Source organism: Kribbella sp. NPDC048837, from assembly GCF_055586945.1.
In genome coordinates this window covers 17,258-41,036 of sequence record NZ_JBVJHF010000009.1, presented here as the reverse complement: position 1 = coordinate 41,036, position 23,779 = coordinate 17,258, and the positions used below count along the sequence as shown (strand labels likewise).

The following is a 23,779-nucleotide window of genomic DNA, read 5'->3' as shown; positions in this document are numbered from 1 at the left end:
TGTCAGCGGCGGACGCCGGCGGTGCCGTGGGAGAAGTGCCTGAGCGCCTCGTCGATGATGTGGACCGGCTGATCCAGGGCCTTGACCAGGAACAGGCCGGTCGGGCGGAGGAACGGGTTCGGCTTCACGACGGCTCGGACGGCCGGCTGGTCCAGGCCGCGGACCCCGGCCGTGGTGGCGCCGATGCCGGGGGCGAGGTCGAGCTCGAGGGCGTACTGCCCGAGGAGCTTCTCCTGCCGGAAGCCGCGAACCGTCTGCCACGGCAGAACCACCGGGTACGCCGCTCCCTCGCAGGCCAGCTCGAGTCCCTTGGAGGTCATCCGCATCGCGACCGGTTGCAGCTCGTTGGCGGCGTACCAACGCTGCCGCTCGGCCTGCAACCGGAACGCCAGCAGCGTGCTCAGCACCAGCGGGATCATTGCCACGACCAACAACAGCGCGAACGGCCACAGCCCCGAGCCCCGGAAGGCGATCAGCGCGTAGAGCGCGGCAACGATGCCGACGGCACCGATCGCCAGCGTCACCCAGGCGCCGCGCCGCTCCACCGTCCGGACGACCTCACGCCGCCGCAGCAGCGCCTCCCGGTCGATCCCGACCACAAAGGCTTCCCCGTCCTCACTCACCGCCCAAGAATCCCACAGGATCCAGGGCAGCGTGGCGTCAGGAGTTTCGGCGGCCCGCCCAGGTCCAGGCGTAGACGCCGTCGTCGACCGCGCGACCGCCCTCGCCCAGTTCCAGTGGACGGAACGTGTCGACCATCACCGCGAGCTCCTCGAACCGCTCGGCGCCCAGCGAGGCCTCGATCGCCGACGGCTGCGGACCGTGCGCGTACCCGCCGGGGTGCAGCGAGATCGAGCCGAGGCCGATCCCCGACCCCTTCCGCGCCTCGTAGTCCCCGCCGCAGTAGAACATCACCTCGTCGGAGTCGACGTTCGAGTGGTAGTACGGCACCGGCACCGACAGCGGGTGGTAGTCGACCTTGCGTGGCACGAAGTTGCAGACGACGAAGTTGTTCCCCTCGAACACCTGGTGCACGGGTGGCGGCTGGTGGATCCGCCCGGTGATCGGCTCGTAGTCGCTCACGTTGAACGTGTACGGGTACAGGCAGCCGTCCCACCCGACCACGTCGAACGGATGCGTCGCGTACGTCATCCGGCTGCCGACGATCCCGCCGGGCCCCTGCCCGCGGTGCTTCACCAGTACCTCGACGTCGGTGTCCTCGACCACGAGCGGCTCGGTCGTCGGGTGCAGGTCCCGCTCGCAGTACGGCGAGTGCTCGAGGAACTGTCCGTAGCGGGACAGGTACCGCTTCGGCGGCGCGATGTGCGAGTTGGCCTCGATGCAGTAGGCGTGCACGCCGTTCGGACCCGGCAGCCAGCGGTGCGTGGTCGCGCGCGGGATGATCACGTAGTCGCCCTCGACCGCGTTCAGCACGCCGAACACCGTCTCCACGGTCGCCGAACCCTTCTCGACGTACACGCACTCGTCACCGATCGCGTTGCGGTAGTACGGCGACGGCTGCTCGGCGACGACGTACGAGATCCGGACGTCGCCGTTGCCGAGCACGAGCCGCCGGTCATCCACCGCGTTGCTCTTCGACGTGTCGGTGAACAGGTCGTGCAGTTTCAGGTGCCGCGGGGTGAGCGGGTGGTTCGCGACGGTGGCGAGATCCGGCAGGTCCCACACCTGTGAGTCGACGATGGCGGACGGTACGCCGGTGTGGTACAGCAGCGACGAGTCCGATGAGAACCCCTCCTCCCCCATCAGCTCCTCGTAGTACAGCCCGCCGTCCGGTTTCCGGAACTGCGTGTGCCGCTTCGGTGGAACCTCGCCGACCTGCCGGTAGAACGCCATCTCTCCCGCTCCTGCGTGTTCGATATTCGAACGCATGCGTCCGCTTACCGAAAGCATCCGTTAGGCTCTGATCCATGTCAACCGTCCCTGCCCTGTTCCGGCACCTGGTCGACGACGCCGCGATGTTCCCGCCCGGCGATCTGCCCCTGGCCGAAGCCGTCGCCGCCCACCGCGTGCACCGGCAGTCGCCGTACGCCGACCTGGTCGGCCCGTTCGTGTGTACCGACGAGGACCTGATGAAGGTCGCCGCGGAGGCCGCCCGGACCGGCGGCGGACCGCTCGAGGTCGCGGTCGTGATCACCGGTGGCGCCGGCGGGATCGAGCCCGCCGTCCGGTACGGCGATCGCTCCGGCGATGTCGAGGTCAAGGCGATCGAGGTCCGGCTGCGCGCGGAGGACGATCTGTCGCGCAACGCGCTCCGCGTGGTCCGCGTGTGTGACGACTGCCTCGACGAAGAGACGGCGTACGTCGAGATCGGTCTGGACGGAGCGTGGGAGCGAGCACTCGATGTCGTCGCCGACGCCGGGTATGCCGCCAAGCTGCGGACCGGTGGGCTCGACGCCTCGCTGTTCCCGTCGGAGTTCCAGGTCGCCGCGTTCATCACGGCCTGCCTGGACCGCGAGGTCGCGTTCAAGTGCACTGCCGGGCTGCACAACGCGATCCGGCATACCGCGTCCGGCACCGGGTTCGAGCATCACGGCTTCCTGAACGTGCTGCTCGCCACCCGCGCGTCCCTCGACGGCGCCTCGCAGGACGAGGTGGCAGCCGTGGTGGGGTCACGGGATGGCGAAGCGCTCGCCGAGCAGGCCCGGACGTTGTCCGAGGAGCAGGCCGGAGGCACCCGGCGGTGGTTCACCTCGTTCGGCTCGTGCAGCATCGACGAACCCCGCCACGACCTGACCACGCTGAAGCTGTGGGAGACCCTGTGACCTGGATCGACATCCCCGCGAACTCGCCGTTCGGGCCGGACAACCTGCCGCTCGGCGTGTTCCGGCACGGCGACGAGGACCCCCGGGTGGGTGCCGCGATCGGCGACCAGATCATCGACCTCGCACCGGTCGCGTCCGCGCAGATGCTGGACGGGTCCCAGTTGTTCGCCGAGCCGACGCTGAACGCGTTCCTCGCGCTCGGCCGGCCGGCCTGGCGGGCGACCCGCAACTGGCTGCTCGAGCTCATCCGCAACCCGAACGACCGCGACACCGTCGAGCCGCATCTGATCCCGCAGTCGGCGGTCACGATGCAACTGCCGTTCGAGGTCGCCGACTACGTCGACTTCTACGCGTCCGAGCAGCACGCCACCAACCTCGGCCGGCTGTTCCGCCCGGACTCCGAGCCCCTGCTGCCGAACTGGAAGCACCTCCCGGTCGGCTACCACGGCCGCGCCGGCACGATCGTTGCCAGTGGCACCGACATCGTGCGTCCGTCGGGTCAGCGCAAGGCGCCGGATGCCTCCGCGCCGACGTACGGCCCGTCGCAGCGCCTCGACATCGAGGTCGAGCTCGGTTACGTCGTCGGTACGCCGTCCGCGCTCGGATCCCCTGTGTCCGTTGAGGATTTCCGCGACTACGTGTACGGCGTGGTGATCGTGAACGACTGGTCCGCGCGGGACCTGCAGGCGTGGGAGTACGTGCCGCTCGGCCCGTTCCTGGGTAAGTCCTTCGCCACGTCCATCTCGCCGTGGGTGGTGTCGCTGGACGCACTGGAGGCGGCGGCGGTCCCGCTGCCCGTGCAGGACCCGCCGGTCCTCCCCTACCTCGCGAGCGACAACCTGGTGAACTACGACATCACCTTCGAGGTCTACCTGAACGGGCACTTGGTGAGCACGCCGCCCTACAAGGACATCTACTGGTCGCCCGCCCAGATGCTCGCCCACATGACGGTCAACGGCGCCTCCGTCCGCACCGGCGACCTGTACGCCTCCGGCACGGTCAGCGGCCCGGACAAGAACCAACGCGGCTCCTTCATCGAACTCACCTGGGCCGGCCGCGAGCCCCTGGTCGTCGACGGCAAGACCCACACCTTCCTCGAAGACGGCGACACCGTCACCATCACCGCCTGGGCCACCACCTCCACCACCACCCGCCTCGGCCTGGGCCAGGTGAGCGGCCGGATCACCCCAGCCCCCACCCCGTCGGCCTGATCTCCCTCGCCTTCCACCCCCGCCGAAGGCGAGGCCCACACCACCCCGCCGAGCCGAAGGCGAGGCCAACCCTCACCCCGAGCCGCAGGCGAGGCCCCCTCACTCCGCCGAGCCGAAGGCGAGGCTGTTCTTGTTCATTACTGTTCGTTTCTCTTGACGTGTTAGCGGTTACGTGCGAACTTTCTCCGCATGAAACGTTCAGTGGGGTGTGGAGTACTGGCTGTAACGCTCGCCGCCGGTGTCCTGAGCGTGCCGACCGGCGCGCACGCGACCGGCGACCTGACGCTGCGGTCGCGTGAGTTGACGGTCACCGTCGGAGCCGACTTCCCGCGGGTGATCAAGTACCTGGACAACGCCTCCGGCCAGGCCCTCGGCGGCCAGCCGGACGCGATCTCGACGGTCACCATCGACGGAGTGGCCCGCACGGCGCACCTCTCCGCGCCACCCACGGTCACCGACGGGCGAGCGTCGTACCAGCTCGCCTTCGACGCCCTCCCCGGCGTGGAGCTGGACGCGAGCCTGAGCGTGACCGGCCGGGTGACGAGCTTCGCCATCGACGCGGTCCGCGACACCGAGACCAGCCGCGTGCACACCATCGACATCCCCGACCACGACCTGGTCTCGGTCGCGAGTACGGACGCCGGCGCGACCACCGCGTTCACCACGCTGGACCCGGATTCCACCCGGACCGCGGACAAGATCACGCCGGTCACGGCGACGACCGCGGCCGAGCCGTCCGCGACGGGAGCGGCGTACGCGTTCGTGAACACCAGCGGCCTGGCCGCCGGCATCGAGTCGAACTCGGTGTACGACAAGCCGTCCGGTCAGACCGCCGACGACGGCGCCCGGTTCTGGCACCGGGCCCGCAGGGCCGCCGACGGCAGTGCCCGCGTCGGCGTCTGGAGCGGTCAGTGGACCTATCGCGCCGACACCGCGCCGTACACCGAACCGTTGCCGTGGGCAAAGGTCGTGGTGACGCCGGACGCGAACCAGGACAAGACCGTCGACTGGCAGGACGGCGCGATCGCGTTCCGCTCGATCATGACCGAGCCGCAGGGCGGCGACCAGGTCAAGGACCGCGTCGTCACGCACATCCCGTTCAACTTCGCCAGCCAGGCCACGCACCCGTTCCTGCGAACGCTCGACGACGTCAAGCGGATCTCGCTCGCCACCGACGGTCTCGGCCAGATGGCGATCCTGAAAGGGTACGGCTCCGAGGGACACGACTCGGCGCACCCGGACTACGGCGGCAACTACAACCTCCGCGCCGGCGGCCTGACCGATCTCAACACCCTGCTGAGGAAGGGCAAGGCCTGGAACGCCGCCTTCGGGGTGCACGTCAACGCGACCGAGTCCTACCCGGAGGCGAACGCGTTCAGCGAGGACCTCGTCGACAAGAACGCCAAGGGCTGGAACTGGCTGAACCAGAGCTACTACATCAAGCAGCGTCCTGATCTTGCCTCGGGCAACATCGTCGACCGGTTCCAGCAGCTCCGCGACGAGACCGACAAGAACCTGCAGGAGCTCTACATCGACGTGTACTACCAGTCGGGCTGGCTCGCCGACGGTCTCACCCGGCAACTCGCCGGCCAGGGCTGGCAGATCGCGACCGAGTGGGCCGACCGGCACGAGCGGACCTCGCTGTGGTCGCACTGGGCCAACGACCTCGACTACGGCGGTCCGACGAACAAGGGCCTGAACTCCCAGATGATCCGGTTCGTCCGCAACCACGAGAAGGATGTCTGGAACAACGACCCGATCCTCGGCCAGTCCGCGATCGTCGAGTTCGAGGGCTGGACCGGCGAGACCGACTGGAACGCGTTCTACACCAACATCTGGCAGCGGAACCTGCCGGCCAAGTTCCTCCAGCAGCAGAAGATCACCGACTGGAACACCGACGAGATCACCTTCACCGGCGGCGTCCGCGGCGCGGTCGAGAACGGCCGACGGACTGTGTACGTCGGTGCCGCGAAGGTCCTCGACGGCGACAAGTACCTGCTGCCGTGGGACGGCAACAAGAAGCTCTACCACTACAACCCGGCCGGCGGCCGCACCACCTGGAAGGTTCCCGCTTCCTTTGCGGGCGTTAGGAGCTTCTCCGTCGACAAGCTGACCGACAACGGACGAGTGAAGGTGGCCACCGCGCCCGTGCGCAACGGCAGCATCACTCTGGACGCAACCCCCGGTCAGCCCTATGTCCTCTACCCGATCGCCGCACCGGCGCCGCGAGTCGCCGACTTCGGCGAAGGCAGCCACCTGCAGGACCCGGGCTTCAACGCCGGCAACCTGACCGCGTGGAAGGCAACCGGCGGCGCGACGATCGACACCCTGGCGAACGGCCAGCTCGTCGCATCCCTCGGCGCGAAGGCGTCGTCGCTCCGCCAGAGCATCACCGGTCTCACCCGCGGCCGCACCTACAGCGCCTCGGCGTGGGTGGAGGTCGAGCCGGGCAAGTCTCATCCGACCACTCTCGCGGTGGACGGCGTGAGCAATCGGGTGACGAGGTCGACGGCGCAGAACATGGTTGCCTCCGACGACAAGCACGACGCGTACTACCAACGGACGCGAGTGGTCTTCGAGGCCAAGGGCAGCACCGCCGAGCTGTCGATCGCGGCCGCCGCTGGTACGGCGAAGGTGCGGATCGACGACGTCCGTGTCGTCGAGACCAAGCGTCCCGCGGCCGGCCTCGTCGACGACTTCGAGAATGTCGACCAGGGCTGGGGCCCGTTCGTGAAGGGCGATGCCGGCGGGGTCACCGACCCACGGACGGTGCTCGCTCGCAAGCACGCGCCGTACACGCAGGCGGGCTGGAACGGCAAGCTCGTCGACGACGTCCTCGACGGCGAGTGGTCGCTCAAGTCCCATGAGGAGAACGAGGGTGTCGTCTACCGGACCACGCCGTCGACGGTGAACTTCCAGCCGGGGCACAAGTACAAGGTCAACTTCGACTACGAGAGCGGCCGCGCCGGGCAGTACGCGTGGGTCCAGGGCGTCGACCGGCCGGAGTCCGTGGACATCAAGTCGACTCCGATCGGCGAGCAGCGGACGAAGTCGACGTTCAGCCAGGAGTTCGTGGCCGGGTGCGGCGGCGACTACTGGGTCGGTCTGCGCAAACTGTCCGGCGGTGGCGACCAGGCCGACTTCATCATGGACGACTTCGCCGTCACCGACCTGGGTACGACGTCCGAACCGGCGGACTGTACGTCGGTAGCGGTGTCCGGGCTGACCGGCCTGGTCTCCGGTGAGGCGAACACGGTCGTCACCACGTTCACCAACAACGATGTCGTTGCCGCAAACAACGTCACGCTCGGGCTCACGGCCCCGGATGGCTGGACCGTCGCGGCGGCGACCCCGGCCACTCACACGACCGTTGCCCCGGGCGCCAGTGTGACGACCAAGTGGGACGTGACTCCGCCGACCGGGACGCCGGAAGGCAAGTATGTGCTGACGGCAACGGGTGGTCAGGCAACGATCACCGCGGAGGCGACTGTGCTGCCGCCGGGGATCGTCCCGCAGTCCCGGATCACGGTGGCGGACGTCAGCAGTGAGGACGTCGGCACGGGCGGTGCCGCGACGGAGGCCCTGGACGGAAACCCCAGCACTATCTGGCATTCCGCGTGGTCGGAGGTGCCGACGCCGGCGACCTTCCCGCACCACATCACGCTCGACCTCGGCTCGACGTACCAGGTGGACGGCTTCAGCTACCTGCCACGGCAGAGCGGGACGAACGGGATGTTCAAGGGCTACGAGCTCTACGTCAGCACCGACGGCCAGGCCTGGGGTACGCCGGTCGCGACCGGCGAGTTCCCGAACTCGACCGCGACCCAGCGGTTGAACTTCACCGCGAAACCGGGCCGCTTCGTGAAGTTCGTCGGTACCAGTTCACTCAACGGCGCGGTCTTCGGATCGGCCGCGGAACTCAACGTGTACGGGACTCACTAGAAGACAAGCGGCGCCACTTCTCGCCCCCTGGGGAAGTGGCGCCGCTCGGGTCTCACTTGGTGATGGTGACGTTCACCGAAGCGCTGGCGGTTTTGGCGGCGACGACGCGGAACTTGTTCACGCCGACCCGGCCGCTCTGCACCCACACCGAGTAGGTCGCCTTGCCGGTCACCTTGGTGGTGGCCGGGAAGTTCACCCACTTGCCGTTCTCGAAGCGCTGCACCTGGACGACGGTGTTCTTCGCGATCCCACTCGTCCTGCCGGTGAACGAGACCTTGGCCCACGCCTTCGCGGTCGCCTTGTCCGACTTGATCGTGATCGACTTCGCCGCCACCGGCGCGCTGACCGTGGTCGCCTTGGTGCCGGCCGCGTTGGCCTGCAGGGCTCCGGCGATGCCGAGCCCACCGGCGGCCAGAGCGACACCCGCGACGACACCGGCCGAACGACGTACGAACTGAGAACGCATGATCTGTGGTTTCCCCTCGTTGTGCCGGGCTCTCGGTGAGCCCGTCGCAAGAGGAGACGCGGTCGCTCCGCGATTAGTTGTGTTGCAACTCCGTCTCAGGCTCGGCCGGCAGCACCAGCCTCGCCAACGCGCCGCCGCCCGGAGCTTCGCCGAAGCTGAGCTCGGCCCCGAGCACTTTCGCGTGGCCTGCCGCGATGGTCAGGCCGAGTCCGTGACCCACACCGCGCTCAGCCATCCCGGACCGGAACCGACGCGGGCCCTCGGCAATCAACTCCTCGGGATAACCGTTGCCGTGGTCAACCACCTCGACGGTCCGGCCGGTGACCGTGACCTCGACCGGCGGCCGCCCGTGGCGCAGCCCGTTGACGATCAGGTTGGCCAGGATCCGCTCGATCCGGCGCGAGTCGGTGGACACCGTGACCTCCGGACCGGCTTGGCGTACGACGACGCTGTCCGGCGCGAGCGCCTGCTGCATCCGCAACCGGCCGACCGCGGACCCGACGAACGCGCCCAGGCCGACCAGCTCGAGGTCCGCCTGCTCCACGCCGGAGTCGAACCGCGCGATCTCGAGCAGATCCTCGACGAGCCGGCGCAGCACCTTCGCCCGGTCCCGGACCAGCTCGCTCGGCCGGCCGGGCGGCAGCAACTCGGCCGCGGTGGTCAACCCGGTCACCGGAGTGCGCAGGTCGTGTGCCACGTCGGCGGTGAAGCGCCGCTCGGCCTCCAGCTGACCACGCAGCGAGCTGGCCATCGTGTCCAGCGCCGTCGCCAGCGACGCCACCTCGTCCTTGCCTTTGCCAACCGTCTCGGCCGCCGACGCATCCAGGTCCCCGGCCGCGATCCGGCGCGCCGTACCCGCGACCGCGACGATCCGCTTGGACAGGCCGCCGGCCAGGATCACGCTGACCAGCGCGACCAGGGCGACCGTGCCGATGCCGCCGAGGACGAGCGCCTGCTGCAGCGCCTTCATCGAGTCGTCGCTGGTCTCGTAGTCCTGCTCGATCGAGAGGATCTTGCCGTCCTTGACCCCGACCGCCGCCCACATCTTCGCGTGCGGCGACCCCGTCTTGAACGTCGCCCGCTTGCCCTCCAGCACCGCCTCGCGCAACTGCGGGGGCAGCTGCGGATCGTCCAGCTTCGCCCCGAACACCGGGACGTCGTTGCTGTCGTAACTCTGCGCCGCGAGCTGGATCCGCTCGTCCGCGAAGCTCCGCGTCCGGTCCAGCCGGGCCGACTGGGCCTGGGTGTAGACCGCGACGCAGAGCACGAGGATCGCGAGCGACGAGACGAGCAGGAAGATCAGGCCGAGCTTGCCGCGGAGGCCCATCCCCTAGGCCCTGAGCTTGTATCCGAACCCGCGGACCGTTTCGATCCGGTCCGCGCCGATCTTGGTCCGCAACCGCTGCAGGTGCACGTCGACGAGCCGGCCGTCGCCGCCCCACTCGTAGTCCCAGACCCGTTGCAGCAGCGTCGAGCGGCTCAGCACCACACCCGGGTTGTTGGCGAACTCGATCAGCAGCTTGAGCTCGGTCGGCGTAAGCTGCACGGTCGAGCCACCCCGGCGGACCTCCAGGGCCTCCCGGTCCAGCTCGAGGTCGCCGAACGACTCCACGCCGGAACCGGCCGCCGGCGCCGGACGCTCCGGATCGGAGACCGCGCGCCGCATCACCGCCCGCAGCCGGGCCACCAGGACCTGTGTGTCGAACGGTTTGGTCACGTAGTCGTCCGCGCCCGCTTCCAGCCCCAGGACCACGTCGAGCGCGTCACCCCGCGCGGACACCATCACGATCGGAACCGTGCTGGTCTCCCGGACCCGGCGGCACACCGAGATCCCGTCCAGCCCGGGCAGCATGATGTCGAGCATCACGACGTCGGGGTGGATCTTCTCGAATCGTTCGATCGCTTCCAGGCCGTCCTCGGCCGTGGTCACGTCGTACCCGTGGCGTTCGAGGGTCAACTGGGTCGCCTCACGGATCACCGCGTCGTCCTCGACCATGAGAATGCGCGCTGCCGGTTCTTCCGGTACCACCGAACTTCAGTCTCCCTTATTGGTCCGTCGAGCTCACCTTGGTCATCTGCCGACCGCTCCAACGGTAGACCTCGACCCGTCCGCCCGAAGGGCAACAGACCGGGTCGTCGATCGCGAAGATCTTCGACTCGACCACGAGGTCTCCTTGCGGGCTGACGTTCACGGTCGGCTGATCGACCTTCAGGTTCCAGATCGGCCGCGGCACGCCCGTGGGCGTGACGGCGATCAGGAAGAAGCCGAAGACGAACTTCTCCAGGGTGTGGATCAGGACGATCTGCTGAGGTGAACCGCTGTGCATAACATCAACGGTCTTACCCCTGCTGAGGCAACGCGAAATCACCGTACATTTCTCCAGCACCGTCCGCGCGTAGCCCGGAGTGCGCCGATCGGCGAGCAGTTTGAGCCTGACCTGCGCCAGATCGACGGCCACCGCCGGCGTCGGCTTCGGCCGGAAGCCGTTGGTGCCCAGGACGGCCGACGGCGTCGGGCTGCTCGGCGGCGCCTCGGCCCCCTCGACCCGCAGGCCGCCGCCGTTGGCACAACCGGAGATGATGCCCAGGGCCACGAAAGTCGCGACGGCGGCGATGACGGTACGGCGGACCGGCCCGGGCACCGCGCACCGGGGACGCCCCGGATGCCGCGTGCGCATAGGGCGCCTCCTACCCAGCCTCATCGATTCCCCCGGGAGATTCAGACAACTACCTTCCATAGTGCTGGCCGGACGTCACATTCGGCGGCCGTGGACGTCGAACGGCCCCGGCAGTTCCGTTGCGGTTGAGTCACAGCGCCTACCCGGCGACGATCTTCCCCGGGTTGAGCAGGTTCTTCGGGTCCAGGGCCGTCTTGATCGCCCGGTGCACGTCGATCGCGACCGGTCCGATCTCCTCGACCAGCCAGGTCCGCTTCAGCATGCCCACGCCGTGCTCACCGGTGATCGTGCCGCCGAGCTCGAGCCCGATCTCCATCACCCGGTCGAACGCCTGCTGCGCCCGCTCGGCCTGGGCCGGGTCGGTCTGGTCGAAGACCACCGTCGGGTGCATGTTGCCGTCGCCGGCGTGCCCGAGCACCCCGATCGTGATGTCCAGCTCGGCCGACAGCTCCTCGATCCGGCCGATGAACTCGGCCAGCCGCGAGCGCGGTACGGCGACGTCGTCGATCATCGTCGTACCGAGTTGTTCCAGTGCGGTCAGCGCCGCCCGGCGGCCCTCCAGCAGCAGCTCGCCCTCGGCGTCGTCCTCGGCCTCGATGCACTCCAGCGCGCCGTGGTCGCGGCACAGCTTGGCCACCGCGGCGACATCGGCCGCGCCGGCCTCGCCGCCCGCGTCCGACTGGGCGATCAGCATCGCGGCCGCCTCGTCGGGCAGGTCCATCCGCTTGTACTTGTTCACCGCGCGGATCGTGGTCCGGTCCATGATCTCGAGCAGGCTGAGCGAGACGCCGCTGCGGATGATCTCGATGATCGCCTCGCCGGCCCCGACGCCGGAGCCGAACAGCGCGGCCATCGTCTTCGGCCGGGCCGCCTGCGGCCGCAGCGCCAGGGTCGCCTCGGTGATGATGCCGAGCGTCCCCTCGCTGCCCACGATCAGCTTGGCCAGGTCGTACCCGGCGACACCCTTGACGGTCTTCCGGCCGGTCCGCAGCACCCGGCCGTCGGCGAGCACGACCTCCAGGCCGAGCACGTAGTCCGTGGTCACGCCGTACTTCACGCAGCACAGGCCACCGGAGTTGGTGGACAGGTTGCCGCCGATCGAGCAGAACTCCCAGCTGGACGGGTCCGGCGGGTAGAACAGCCCGTGCTCGGCGACCGCGCGGGACAGGACGGCGTTGTAGACGCCGGGCTGGGTGACGACGTACCGGTCGACCGGCTCGATGGCCAGGATCCGGTCCATCTTCTCCAGCGAGATCACGATGCACCCGTCCAGCGCGTTGGCCGCCCCGGACAGACCGGACCGCGCGCCCTGCGGGACGATCGGTACGCCGGCCTCGCTCGCGATCCGCACCGCGGCCTGCACGTGCGCGGTCTCCCGGGCCAGGACGACGGCGAGCGGCATCCCGGCCGGGCAGAACATCGCCCGGTCGTACCGGAAACTCTCCATCCGGTCCGGATCCGTCACCAGCGCCTCGGGAGGCAACGCCTGCCGCAACTGCTCGACAACCTCACTCATACTGCGAGCCTAGTAGCTGCCTCGGACGTGACGCGCGAGTAACGATGTCCACTTCCGGAAGAATCACCCCCCGCGTCACCCCGGCGGGTGAGCGGGCCTCAGCGGGTGCGCTTGGTGGCGTTCTCCGAGATCTCCTCGTAGCCGCCGCCGTAGTTGTGGAACTCACGGCCGATGGCGGCGAACGTGACGGCGCCGTCGGTCGACCTCACCTTGGGCGTCCGGCAGGTGCGCTGGCCCTGGATCACCGAGCCGTTGCCGCCGCTGCTGTCACAGCTGAGCACCCGGCCGCTGTTGGAGCCGCCGTACTGCACCAGGAAGGCGTTGGCCTTCGCGTTGGCCACCACCGGCGACGCCATGGTGATCTCGGCCCAGTACTGCGAGCAGCTGTCCCGGACCAGCCGGACGGTGCCCCAGCTGGGCGGCCGGTGGTCGCGCAGCATCGGCGCCGACGCGATCGACCTCGCGCCCGAACAGGTGGCGGCTCCGGCCGCCTGGGCCGGCGTCGCGGCGAGGGCGAACGCGCCCACCCCGGCCAGGCCCGCGGTGCTGAGCAGAATGCCCAGAGTCTTCATGACGAAACCCTTCCTGAGCGTGCGCCCCGACGCCCGCTCAGGAAGGCACACTACGCGAACAGCCCCTGCCTCGACAGTCATTCCGGTAATCGGACGGCGACACGCCGTATCCAGTTGCTTCCGGCAAGGATCAGAGGTTGCCCCGGCCAAGGATCACGGTCGCCGCGGCCAGGGATCAGCCGGGGCTCAGAGGTTGCCGCGGCGCTCCTGCTCGCGCTCGATGGCCTCGAACAGGGCCTTGAAGTTGCCCTTGCCGAAGCCGAGCGAGCCGTGCCGCTCGATCAGCTCGTAGAACACCGTCGGCCGATCACCGATCGGCGCGGTGAAGATCTGCAGCAGATAGCCGTCCTCGTCGCGGTCGACCAGGATGCCGCGGGACTGCAGCTCCTCGATCGGCACCCGCACCTGGCCGATCCGGGCCCGCAGCTCCGGGTCCTGGTAGTACGAGTCCGGCGTGTCGAGGAACTCCACGCCGTTCGCCCGCATGATGTCGACGGTACGCAGGATGTCGTTGGTCGCCAGCGCGATGTGCTGCGCCCCGGCGCCGTCGTAGAACTCCAGGAACTCGTCGATCTGCGACTTCCTCTTCGCGATGGCCGGCTCGTTCAGCGGGAACTTGACCCGGTGGTTGCCGTTGGCGACGACCTTGCTCATCAGCGCGGAGTAGTCGGTGGCGATGTCGTCACCGATGAACTCCGCCATGTTCACGAAGCCCATGACCTTGTTGTAGAAGCCGACCCACTCGTCCATCTTGCCGAGCTCGACGTTGCCGACGACGTGGTCGACGGCCTGGAACAGCCGCTTCGGGTGGCCCTCCGGCCGCGTCACCCGGGTGGTCGCGGCGACGAACCCGGGCAGGTACGGGCCGTCGTACTTGCTCCGGTCGATCAGCGTGTGCCGGGTGTCGCCGTACGCCGCGATCGCGGCCCGGCGGATCGTGCCGTGCTCGTCGGTGACGTCGTTCGGCTCCTCGAGGACGACCGCGCCCTGCCTGCGGGCGTGCTCCACGCACTTGTCCACGTCCGGGACCTCGAGCGCGAGGTCGGCGACGCCGTCACCGTGCTTGCGGTGGTGCTCGAGCAGCGGGCTCTTCGGGCTCACGCCGCCGGTGATGACGAAGCGGGCCGAGCCGGCCTTCAGCACGAACGCCTTGCTGTCCTTGCTGCCCGTCTCGGGGCCGGAGTACGCGACCAGGTCCATCCCGAAGGCGAGCTGGTAGTACTTCGCGGTCTGGGTGGCGTTGCCGACCACGAAGACCACGGCGTCCATCGCGGTGACCGGGAAGGGGTCGGTGCTCTCGTCGTACGGCACCAGGCCGACGAGCTGCTTCAGCTGGTCGAGGTCGAGATCGGCGTCGAGCTCTGCGGGGGTGAGGTCGGTGCTGGTCATCGTGATCCTCCCGGGTCGGGTTCGTGCACCGAGCCTTGTCGGGAGGACACAGGTTGCGCAACAGTTCCTTGTTTCACTGGGCAGGTTGTTCAGTATGCTGGGGACACTGCTAGGCCATTTGGTCAGTCTGACCACTACCGGAGGACACATGTCCGTGGACGCGCTGGACGCCCGGATCCTGCGGCTGTTCGCGGCCGAGCCGCGGGTCGGTGTCCTGGAGGCGTCGCGGCGGCTGGGGGTCGCGCGCGGCACGGTGCAGGCGCGGCTGGACCGGTTGCAGCGGGACGGGGTGGTGCGCGGGTGGGGGCCGGACATCGACACGACCGCGATCGGCTATCCGGTGACGGCGTTCGCCACTCTGCAGATCGAGCAGGGGTCCGGGCACACGACGGTCGCCGAGGCGCTGGCCCGGATCCCGGAGGTGCTGGAGGTGCACACGATCACCGGCGCCGAGGACCTGTGGTGCCGGATCGTCGCCCGTTCGAATGCGGACCTGCAACGCGTGATCGACCAGGTCGTCATCGTCCGAGGCATCCAGAGAGCCTCCACCGTGATCGCCCTGGCCGAACAGATCCCCCACCGAGTCCTTCCTCTGGTGGAAGCAGCTACCAAGAACTAGGCGAGACGCTTGGCGACCTCGACGGCGGCGCGGGCTACTCGGGGGCCGACGAAGTCGCGGTCGAGTTTGCCGAGGACGACGACGCCGATGGAGGCTTCGACGCCCGGTACGCCGAGAACCGGGGACGACACGCCCTGCGCGCCGGCCTGCAGTTCCCCCGACGTGACCACGAACGGCCGGCCGGCCGGATCGGGTTTGCGGCGCCCGGCCAGGATCGCCTTCCCCGCGGCCCCCTGGTCGAGGGCGTGTCGCGAGCCCATCCGGTAGGAGACGTGGAAATCGGTCCAGCTCGGCTCGATCACCGCGATCGCGAGCGCCTCGTCACCGTCGGCCACGGTCAGATGCGCGGTCGCGCCGGTGTCCTCGGCGAGTGATCGCAGCACAGGCAGCGCGGCGTCACGGAGCGTGGGCTGCACGCGGCGGCTGTAATGCAGCACGGCCAGACCGAGCCGGGCCCGGCCCTCACTGTCGCGGCGCACCAGCCGGTGCAGCTCGAGCGTGTTCACCAGGCGGTAGACCACGGTCCGGCTGACCCCGAGGGCGGCGGCGAGTTCGGTGATCGAGAGACCGTCCGGGGCGTCCGCGAGCAGCTCGAGGACGGTCAGTCCTCGGTCGAGCGTCTGCGAGGTCTCGGCGGGCACCTCCGAAGCGTATCCGTTTTTCGGGCGCGGCCCGATGGCCCCGTATCTTGCTGCCGTGCGAAATTACTGGGCGCTCCTCCCCGCCATCGCCGTGATCGTGGTGCTGATCCTGGTCTACGCCATCCCGACCTTGATCAATCCGCAGTGGACGAGCTCGATCATGGCGCTGTTCCGCCAGCACCCGGTGGACCCGCAGGCGACGTCGGAAGAGGCCCGGCGGGAGGCCGGCGTCCTCGGCCCGCAGCAGGTCAAGTCGCGGCGGATGCTGGCGGTCGCCCTGGTGGCCGGAGCGCTCGCACTGGTCGGTTTCAACGTCTCGCTGAACCGGGAGGCGAACGGCTGCTACACCGCCGCCAAGGCCTTCGGCGCGGTCGACGACGCGAAGGACACCAAGGACCCGTGCATCAACATGATCTACGGGAGCTTCTTCGGCGACGGCTCGGGCAAGGCGTTCGAGGAGGTCCAGCAGCCGGTGTCGTCGTACCAGCTGGTCAAGAAGAAGAAGCCGAAGTACCTGAAGTGGATCCAGAACTCCCCGGGCTACGACGACGTGGATCTCCTGATCGGCACCGGCCTGAGCTGCAACCTCGACCTGAAGGTCGAGGAGGCCGACGACAAGATCACCGTCCTGGTCGACAGCAACGCGCCCTGCCCGCCGGAGGGCAACGTCTCGCTCACCGCGATCAAGCTGAAGAAGCCGCTCGGCGACCGCAAGCTCGTCACCGTCGACGACAAGCCGATGCAGGAGATCAACCCGGACATGGACTCCTGGCCGACCGTGCTGAAGAAGCTGGCGACCGGGGGCTGACGCAGCCTCAGCTGAGCGCGCGGGTCCGCGAGTCGTACTCGCGGAACGGCCGGTTGCGGGCCAGCAGGATCAGCAGACCCACGATGCAGACGGTCGCACCGCCGAGCAGCGCGATGGTCGGAGTGGTGAGCGAGGCCGCCGTACCCGCGACGAAGTCACCCAGGCGCGGCCCGCCGGCCACGACCACGATGAACACGCCCTGCAGCCGCCCACGCATCGCGTCCGGCGCGGCGGACTGCAGCACAGTGTTCCGGTACGCCGAACTCACCATGTCGGCCGCCCCCGACAACGCGAGCAGCGCGACCCCCAGCCAGATCGTCCGCGACAGCCCGAACAGACCGACCGCCGCGGCGTAGACCGTGATGGCGACGACGATCGCCACGCCCTGACGGCGCACCCGGCTCACCCAGCCGGAGAACACCACGCCGAGCAGCGCACCGAGCGCCGGGGCCGCCTGCAGCACGCCGACGGTCTTGACGCCGCCGGCGAAGAACGCGCCCGCCACCGCCGGGAACAGCGCCCGCGGCTGGGCGAACACCATCGCGAGGATGTCCGCGAGGAACGTCGCCAGCAGCGCCGGCGCCGCCCGCAGGAACGTGAACCCCTCGAGCACCGACCGCAGACCGGCCCGGCGGACCAGGCCGGTCGGCGGCACCGGCGGCAGCCGGAACAGCGCGTACAGGGCGGCGGTGAACGTGATCACGTCGATCAGGTACGCCGCCGCGAACCCGTGCCAGGCGATCACCGCCGCGCCCAGCAGCGGCCCGACCGTGAACCCCAGGTTGAACGAGGCCTGGCTGAGCGTGTTCGCGGCCGGCAGCAGCTCGGGCCGGATCAGCCGCGGGATGATCGCGGACCGGGCCGGGCCGTTCACCGCGAAACACGCCGACTGGCAGGCCACGACGGCGTACAGGATCCACACCTGGCCCCACTCCAGCTGCGACTGCAGCACCAGGATCATCGAGAGCAGCCACAACCCGGCCGACGAGACGAGCGCGAGGGTCCGCCGGTCGATCGCGTCGGCCATCGCGCCGCCGTACAGCCCGAACACGATCAGCGGCACCAGCGAGCACAACCCGACCAGACCGACCGCGAACGTCGAGTGCGACAGCGCGTACACCTGGATCGACACGGTCACCGCGGTCATCTGTTGCCCCAGCTGCGACACCGTCGACCCGACCCACAGCCGACGGAAATCCGGTGACTCCTTGAGCGGGCGGATGTCAGTCAGCAAAGGCACGATGACAACTTATGTCATGACGTGAAGTATCAGACCCTCGGGAAGTGTTCGTCATCGAACGGTTCGCCGGCGGCCAGGCCGAGCCCGTCGGTGACCACGTGGCCGCCGCCGGTGTAGGTGGCGGCGGCGTCGATATAGATGTTCACGTGGGCGACCCGCGGGTCGTCGGTCAGGTTGGGCGTCGCGGAGTGGGCCAGGTAGGCGTTGTGGAAGGTGCAGTCGCCGGCCCGCAGCGGGATCGTCAGCCGCTCCTCCCAGCGCAGGTCGGGCGCGGCCCGGAACATGTCGTCGCGATCGGCCAGGTCCTGAGACCGCAGATCCTGGTGGTGCTGCGAGCCCGGGATGAAGGTCATGCACCCGCGCTCCACCGGTACGTCGACCAGCGCGACCCAGGCCGACAGTGAGGCCCGCGACCCGGCGTGCGGCCAGTACGGCGCGTCCTGGTGGAACTCGGTTGCCGCGCCGTTGTGCGGCGGTTTGATCAGCAGCTGGTCGTGCCAGATCCGCACCGGCACCCCGGCCAGCGCGGTGGCGGCCGCGGCGAGCCGTGGGTCGAGGGTGAGCTCCCGGAGTACGGCGTTGTCCCGCCAGACGTTGACGTGCTGCTTGAAGATCGGCGACCCCTTCGAGTAGTCGTCCGCCGACTCGCTCGCCGCGATGGCGGCATCCCGGAACCTGGCCGCCTCCTCGGTGCCGATGATGTTCTGGATCCGCACCACCCCGTCGCGGCGGTAGGCGGAAATGATCTCTTCATCGAGTACGACGGGTGCCGTAGGGTCGGTCGTGGTCATCGGTGTGCTCCTCGAAATCCGTTGGCGGGAAGGTGCTTCCAGCCTGAGGCGTGACGGCTGCGGAGGACAGGCAGTGGTTGACCAAGACTTGACGGATCCTGACCTGTGCGAGGTGCGCATGCACAATGTCCTGAGCAGCGAGGTGTTCCCCGACCAGCGCCTCCCGGTCGCCGGCGAGCGGATCGAGCTCGTCGCCGACGTCGCGCCGCACAGTCACGCGTTCTTCGAGATCGCGGTCGTGGTTGCCGGGCGCGGCACTCATGTCTCGGCCGCCGGTGAGGTGCCGCTCCAGCCCGACTCGGTCGTCGTGCTGCGGCCGGGCGAGTGGCACGGGTACACCGACTGCGATGGTCTGGTGGTCCGGAACGCCTACCTCGGCGCCGACGTCTTCGGATTGCTGTCCGGTGCGCTCGTCCCCGGGGGCGGGTCATCCGCCCCGGCCCATCCGGCCGTCCAGCACGCAATGCGCTTGCTAGAGGCAAGTATCGAGGAGCCGTGGACGCTCGACCGGCTGGCCAGGCTGGTCAACCTCGCGCCGGGCTACCTGGTCCGCCTGTTCGGCCGGACCGCGGGCATCTCTCCGATGGCCTACCTCGACCGGCTCCGCGCCGAGCGGGCCGCCGGCCTCCTGATCGAGACCGAGCTGCCGATCGCGACCATCGGCGCCACGGTCGGCTGGCACGACCCGAGCCACGCCAGCCGCCGCTTCCGCGCCACCTTCGGCCTCAGTCCCTCCCAGTACCGGGCCACTTTCAGGGTGTAAGCAAAGATATGGGCATGACGTCCGTGCGCACGCCTGACCCGAACCCCGGCTGGCTCTCCGAGTTCGCGCTCGCCGAGACCCGCTCGCGGGTGCCGATCCTGTACGTCGAGGCCGTCCCGGCCCGTGTCGACACCCTGGGCCAGATCGAGCACATCGGTGTGCTCCTGCGCACCTCGGCCGCGACCGGCGAGATCACCCGGACCCTGGTGTCCGGCCGTGTCCTGCACGGCGAGTCGATCCGTGAGGCCCTCCAGCGCAACATCGAGAAGGACCTCGGCCCGGCCGCGTTCCCCCGGCTGCCGGCCACCCTGGTGCCGGCCACGGTCGCCGAGTACCTCCCGTTCCCCGGCGTCACCCCGCTGCACGACCCGCGCCAGCACGCGGTCGCCCTCGTGTACGTCGTACCGGTCACGGGTGAGTGCAACCCGCGGCAGGACGCGCTCGAGCTCACCTGGCTGACGCCGGCCGAGGCCCTCCAGCCGAGCCTGCTGGCCGACCTCGAAGGTGGCCGCGGGCAACTGCTCAAGCAGGCCCTGGCCTGGTCCGGCGCCACCGTCTGACTCACCAGGCCAGGCGGCCGTCCTCGGCGTACACCTCGCCGGTGGCGCAGTTCCCGGGGTCGGCCGCGTTCACCAGGATGCCGGTGCCGCGCAGTTCGTTGGCCGGCATCACGGTGACCATGTTCACCGCGGCCTTCGACCCGGGAATTCGCGCGGGAGGCGGCGGCCGACCTGCGGGCGGCGACCAGCACCTACCCTGACGACCCTGCCATCCGCCTCCTCGAGGTGATCGGCACCCGGCAGCTGACCCGGGGTTGACGACCGGCGGGGCACCGACCGGGTGTACCGCCCGTAGGAGGTACACCCGGACGGGTGGGACTACTGCCCGGAGAAGGTGAAGGTCGAGCCGGGTTCCTTGACGATGTCGCCGTCGCGCGAGTTCGTGACGGTGACGTTGGTGAGGGTGGCGTTGCCGCGGGCGCCGCCCATCGCGAGGATGCCGGAGCCGTTGTTCGACTTGTCGATCCGGAGGTTGGTCAGGGCGACGTTCGGCATCTCACCGCCGCCGGTCTTGAACTGGATGCCGTCGTACGTCGAGTCGTGGATCTCCGTGTCGCGGATGGTGACACCGGGGATCGGCAGGTTCGACGGGAACAGCGTGATCGCGCCGAACTCCTGGTCCTCGTTCCAGAACACCCCGCCACACCGGTGGAGCGCGTTGTTGGCGATCAGCGTCTGACCCGAGAACGGCAGCGGGTCGTGGTCGGTCGCCAGCATGATGCCGGGGTAGTTCATCGTGTCGTAGATCAGGTTGTTCTCGATCTTGTTGCCGTAGCCGCCGTAGATCGCGATGCCGTTGGCCCGCCACGGCAGCTGGACGGTGTTGTTGGTGAACGCGTTGTCGTGGCCGATGTCGACCGACTGGTCCTTGACGTACTTGTTCGCCCAGACCGCCAGCGCGTCGTCGCCGGTGGTGCGGAAGGACGAGTTGAACACCTTCGAGTTGCGGGTGCCGTTGGAGAAGTTGATCCCGTCCGCATAGGTGTCGCGGATCCGCATCCCGCTGAACTCCAGGCCGTCGCCCGGTCCCCACAGTTCGGGGATGTTGTCGTAGTCGCGGCCGACCCAGACCCCGACGTTCGAGTGCTCGATCCAGACGTTGCTGATCTTCGTCCCGGTCCCGAACCGGCCGTTCAGCGCGACACCGCCCTCGGCGTTCCCGTCACCGCCGCGGATCCGTCCGGACCCGAAGATGGCGAGGTCCGAGAGCTGCACGAACTTGTCGATGTCGAAGCCGAAGTTGCCCTCGTGCGGATGGTTGATGCCGCCGGCGTTCTGCGGCTCGATGGTCGAGTAGAGCTGTGAGTACCACATGCCCGCGCCGCGGATCGTGGTGTTGCTGATCCCGACCTGGTTGTACTGCCCCCGGTTCAGCGGGTCGTCGGTGAGGATCTTCTTCTCCTGGCGCCATTGGCCGGCCGGGATCCAGACACAGCTGATCACGCCGTTCTGGTCGTCGGTGACGGCCCGCTGGATCGCGTCGGCGTCGTCGATCCCGTCGTTCGGCACCGCGCCGTACTGGGTGATCGAGGTGCAGCCGGCCGGTTGGGTCAGCTGCGGCGCCACCTGCTCCAGGTCGATCATGTCGATGATGTAGAACGCCGCGGTGTCGCCGGAGTCGCGCTGCAACTTGAACTTGGTGCCGGCCGGGTACGACGTACCGAGCAGCGCGTGTGATTCGTCGAACAGCCGGCGGGCATCGCCGCCCGGGGTGTTGGTGAGCGACTCGGGTCCGTCGCTGGTGCCGTAGAGCCAGCTGTTGTGGGACGACAGGGTGAGCTTCTGCTTGAACGTGCCGTCGACGTACAGGCTGATCGTTGCCTCGAGCCCCTGTCCGTTGGCCGAGTCGGGGATCGAGTTGCGGACCACGATCGAGTTGGTCGGCACGGTCGAGGTGAACTCGACGTACTGGCCGGTCGAGTTCAGCCGGACCGACTGGCGGCCGGACGACTCGGTGGCGAAGTTGGTGTGACCGAAGGTGCGCAGCGCGTCGGAAGTGAGCAGCGCGCCGGTGTAGCCGGCGGCCTCCGCCTCGTACGACGTGTACGGGACGGCGGCCCCGCGGCCGACCACGATCGCCTTGGTCAGCGTGTTGTTGGTTTCGTTGGTCTCGGCAACGGTGTTGGTCGCGTCAGCGGTTGCGGCAAGGGTGGCGCCGCCGTTGGTGGCGGTCCAGGTACCGGCGATCGCGACGTTCGCGGTGGCGCCGGCGGAGATCGATCCGGTGCTGCCGTTGAGGGTGGTGGTGCCGATGGTCAGCCGGGTCGTGCTCGCAGCGGCGGCCGTCGTACCACGGTTGTTGACGGCAACGGTGAAGGAGACCTGGCTGCCCGGGGCCGGGTTGGCCGGGTTCGGGGTGATGCCGGTGACCAGGAGGTCCGGGCCGGGGGCTTGGGCGACCTGGAGCTGGCTGGTTGCCTGGAGCGTGTTGTTGGTCTCGCTCTGCTCGGTGACGGTGTTGCCGGCGTCGGCGACCGCGGCGACGGTGTAGTTGCCTTGGGCACGGGTTCCGGCGCCGGCGGTGACGGTGGTCGAGGCGCCGGCGGCGAGCGTACCGACCGCGGCCGTGCCGGCGACCGAACCGCCGAGCAGGAAGTTCAGGCTGCTGGCCGGGGCGGCCGCGGAGCCGTTGTTCCTGACGGTGGCCTGCAGGGTGATCGGCGTGGTCTCGGTCGGGGCGGCCGGGGTCCAGTCGACGGAGGTGACCACGAGGTCCGGGTTGGGCGCCGCCGTACCGAAGACCTGGAACTCGGCGACCTGGCCGCCGGGGGCGCCGGTGTTGGTGAAGAACTGGAGCCGGACGTCGGCGTACCGGCCGGTGACCGGGATCGTGATCGCGTTCCCGCCGCTGTTCGGGTTGAACTGGTAGTCGGTCCGCGGCTTGATCGAGGTGAAGCCGGACGCCGACTGTTCACGGCCGAGGACCTCGATGCTCTGGGTGCGCGGGCCCCAGACCGGGTCGGGGTTGAGCTTGACCACGAGCGAGCTCAGGTCGGCGTTCGCGCCGAGCTTGACGGTCAAGGCCGACGGGAAGCCGTTGGACTCCCAGTAGCTGCCGAGGTTGCCGTCGTTCGCGTTCGTGGCGACGAAGTTGAAGGCCGAGCTCGACGCCTCGACGGGCTTGCCGCCGGCGAGATCGGTCCCGGTCGGCGGTTCGACGGGCCCGCCACCAGGTCCGGCCAGGTCGAACTCCGAGAGTTGGGCGGCCGGCCAGCCGGTGTTCGCGGTGAAGGTCAGCCGGACGTAGCGGGCCGAGGTGTTGGCGAAGTCGATGGTGACCGTGTTGGTCCCGCTGAAGGAGTACGCCGTACTGCCGACGATCGTGCTGTACGACGAACCGTTCGTACTGCCCTGGACCGTGAGGGTCTGGCTCCGCGGGCCCCAGGAGGCCGGGAGCTTGAGCGTCACCTGGTTGACGTCGGTGGCGGCACCGAGGTCGGCCTGGATCCACTGCGGGAAGGCGTTGTTGGCGCTCTCCCAGTAGGTGTTCTGGTTGCCGTCGCCGGCGTTGCCGCTCGGGTACTGCCCGAGCGAACTGCTCGCCGACAGGGTCTTGGAGAGGTTGGCGGTGACGGCCGCGGTCGCGTGTCCGGGCAGCAGCCCGGCGACTATGAGCACGACCGCGAGCAGCAGTCGTCGGACGTTCTTCGGATGCATGAAGTGATCTCCGTCGGATGGGCGGGGGCGGACGCCGCACCGACAAGAGGGTGCCTACTGAAATTTCATGATCTTGCCAACTTCTTGCGGGGCGGTAGACAAAGGTTGCAGCGCCGCGCTCTGTTCGTCAACAGTTCGCGGGT

21 protein-coding genes are annotated in these 23,779 nt (G+C 69.0%); 7 read left to right on the top strand and 14 right to left on the bottom strand.

The genetic code is table 11. The annotated features are described in order from the left end of the window. Window positions 1-2: 2 nt before the first annotated feature. Together ACZ6O0_RS34830 and ACZ6O0_RS34825 are read right to left on the bottom strand one after the other, a co-directional pair. Window positions 3-623, bottom strand: coding sequence for a hypothetical protein (locus tag ACZ6O0_RS34830; RefSeq protein WP_465769294.1), 621 nt, complete (start codon window positions 621-623; stop codon window positions 3-5). 37 nt (window positions 624-660) lie between these two features. Further along, a complete protein-coding gene (locus ACZ6O0_RS34825; RefSeq protein ID WP_465769293.1) occupies window positions 661-1,854 on the bottom strand; it encodes a homogentisate 1,2-dioxygenase domain-containing protein in 1,194 nt (397 codons plus the stop codon). Window positions 1,855-1,928: 74 nt separating this feature from the next. Here ACZ6O0_RS34825 and ACZ6O0_RS34820 point away from each other — a divergent pair, with 74 nt between their 5' ends. From ACZ6O0_RS34820 to ACZ6O0_RS34810, 3 genes are all read left to right on the top strand, one after another. Continuing rightward, the gene (locus ACZ6O0_RS34820) at window positions 1,929-2,783 is read left to right on the top strand and encodes a hypothetical protein (RefSeq protein ID WP_465769292.1); all 855 of its coding nucleotides are present in this window, start codon (window positions 1,929-1,931) and stop codon (window positions 2,781-2,783) included. After that, the gene (gene fahA / locus ACZ6O0_RS34815; RefSeq protein ID WP_465769291.1) at window positions 2,768-3,994 is read left to right on the top strand and encodes a fumarylacetoacetase; all 1,227 of its coding nucleotides are present in this window, start codon (window positions 2,768-2,770) and stop codon (window positions 3,992-3,994) included. Before ACZ6O0_RS34820 ends, fahA begins: the two co-directional genes overlap by 16 nt. A 189-nt stretch (window positions 3,995-4,183) precedes the next feature. Further along, window positions 4,184-7,936 carry an endo-alpha-N-acetylgalactosaminidase family protein gene (locus ACZ6O0_RS34810; RefSeq protein ID WP_465769290.1) on the top strand — a complete coding sequence of 1,251 codons (3,753 nt, stop codon included), beginning with the start codon at window positions 4,184-4,186 and terminating at the stop codon, window positions 7,934-7,936. A gap of 52 nt (window positions 7,937-7,988) precedes the next feature. Here ACZ6O0_RS34810 and ACZ6O0_RS34805 read toward each other — a convergent pair whose 3' ends face one another. The 7 genes from ACZ6O0_RS34805 to hppD form a co-directional block, all read right to left on the bottom strand. Continuing rightward, window positions 7,989-8,402 carry a hypothetical protein gene (locus tag ACZ6O0_RS34805; protein ID WP_465769289.1) on the bottom strand — a complete coding sequence of 138 codons (414 nt, stop codon included), beginning with the start codon at window positions 8,400-8,402 and terminating at the stop codon, window positions 7,989-7,991. Window positions 8,403-8,475: 73 nt separating this feature from the next. Further along, entirely contained in the window at window positions 8,476-9,729 is a 1,254-nt protein-coding gene (locus tag ACZ6O0_RS34800) for a HAMP domain-containing sensor histidine kinase (protein WP_465769288.1), read from the bottom strand. Between the two features lie 3 nt (window positions 9,730-9,732). Beyond that, entirely contained in the window at window positions 9,733-10,398 is a 666-nt protein-coding gene (gene cseB / locus ACZ6O0_RS34795) for a two-component system response regulator CseB (protein WP_465769287.1), read from the bottom strand. Between the two features lie 49 nt (window positions 10,399-10,447). Further along, entirely contained in the window at window positions 10,448-11,080 is a 633-nt protein-coding gene (locus tag ACZ6O0_RS34790) for a hypothetical protein (protein WP_465769286.1), read from the bottom strand. Between the two features lie 139 nt (window positions 11,081-11,219). After that, window positions 11,220-12,596 (bottom strand): FAD-binding oxidoreductase, encoded by a 1,377-nt coding sequence (locus tag ACZ6O0_RS34785; protein WP_465769285.1) that lies wholly within the window; start codon window positions 12,594-12,596, stop codon window positions 11,220-11,222. 98 nt (window positions 12,597-12,694) lie between these two features. Continuing rightward, a complete protein-coding gene (locus ACZ6O0_RS34780; RefSeq protein ID WP_465769284.1) occupies window positions 12,695-13,168 on the bottom strand; it encodes a hypothetical protein in 474 nt (157 codons plus the stop codon). 186 nt (window positions 13,169-13,354) lie between these two features. Then, window positions 13,355-14,557: a 4-hydroxyphenylpyruvate dioxygenase gene (gene hppD, locus ACZ6O0_RS34775; RefSeq protein ID WP_465769283.1), complete on the bottom strand. Its 1,203-nt coding sequence runs from the start codon at window positions 14,555-14,557 to the stop codon at window positions 13,355-13,357. 148 nt (window positions 14,558-14,705) lie between these two features. On the opposite strand from hppD, the gene ACZ6O0_RS34770 reads away from it, so the two are divergent. Continuing rightward, window positions 14,706-15,176 (top strand): Lrp/AsnC family transcriptional regulator, encoded by a 471-nt coding sequence (locus ACZ6O0_RS34770; protein ID WP_465769282.1) that lies wholly within the window; start codon window positions 14,706-14,708, stop codon window positions 15,174-15,176. Here ACZ6O0_RS34770 and ACZ6O0_RS34765 read toward each other — a convergent pair. Next, entirely contained in the window at window positions 15,173-15,817 is a 645-nt protein-coding gene (locus ACZ6O0_RS34765) for an IclR family transcriptional regulator (RefSeq protein ID WP_132150562.1), read from the bottom strand. The two genes, ACZ6O0_RS34770 and ACZ6O0_RS34765, sit on opposite strands and share 4 nt — an antisense overlap. Before the next feature lie 55 nt (window positions 15,818-15,872). On the opposite strand from ACZ6O0_RS34765, the gene ACZ6O0_RS34760 reads away from it, so the two are divergent. Beyond that, window positions 15,873-16,625, top strand: coding sequence for a hypothetical protein (locus ACZ6O0_RS34760; protein WP_465769281.1), 753 nt, complete (start codon window positions 15,873-15,875; stop codon window positions 16,623-16,625). Window positions 16,626-16,632: 7 nt separating this feature from the next. On the opposite strand, the gene ACZ6O0_RS34755 is transcribed toward ACZ6O0_RS34760, so the two are convergent. Then, on the bottom strand, window positions 16,633-17,865 hold the full coding sequence (locus ACZ6O0_RS34755) for an MFS transporter (protein WP_465769280.1): 1,233 nt from the start codon (window positions 17,863-17,865) through the stop codon (window positions 16,633-16,635). Window positions 17,866-17,894: 29 nt separating this feature from the next. Beyond that, entirely contained in the window at window positions 17,895-18,656 is a 762-nt protein-coding gene (locus ACZ6O0_RS34750) for a phytanoyl-CoA dioxygenase family protein (protein ID WP_465769279.1), read from the bottom strand. Between the two features lie 118 nt (window positions 18,657-18,774). Here ACZ6O0_RS34750 and ACZ6O0_RS34745 point away from each other — a divergent pair, with 118 nt between their 5' ends. Together ACZ6O0_RS34745 and ACZ6O0_RS34740 are read left to right on the top strand one after the other, a co-directional pair. Then, window positions 18,775-19,419, top strand: coding sequence for a helix-turn-helix domain-containing protein (locus ACZ6O0_RS34745; RefSeq protein WP_465769278.1), 645 nt, complete (start codon window positions 18,775-18,777; stop codon window positions 19,417-19,419). Between the two features lie 14 nt (window positions 19,420-19,433). After that, complete coding sequence (locus ACZ6O0_RS34740) at window positions 19,434-19,979, top strand: NUDIX hydrolase family protein (protein ID WP_465769277.1); 546 nt, start codon at window positions 19,434-19,436, stop codon at window positions 19,977-19,979. 1 nt (window position 19,980) lies between these two features. On the opposite strand, the gene ACZ6O0_RS34735 is transcribed toward ACZ6O0_RS34740, so the two are convergent. Both ACZ6O0_RS34735 and ACZ6O0_RS34730 read right to left on the bottom strand, forming a co-directional pair. Next, complete coding sequence (locus ACZ6O0_RS34735; RefSeq protein WP_465769276.1) at window positions 19,981-20,106, bottom strand: hypothetical protein; 126 nt, start codon at window positions 20,104-20,106, stop codon at window positions 19,981-19,983. A 191-nt stretch (window positions 20,107-20,297) separates the two neighbouring features. Beyond that, window positions 20,298-23,636, bottom strand: coding sequence for a CARDB domain-containing protein (locus ACZ6O0_RS34730; RefSeq protein WP_465769275.1), 3,339 nt, complete (start codon window positions 23,634-23,636; stop codon window positions 20,298-20,300). Between the last annotated feature and the right edge of the window lie 143 nt (window positions 23,637-23,779).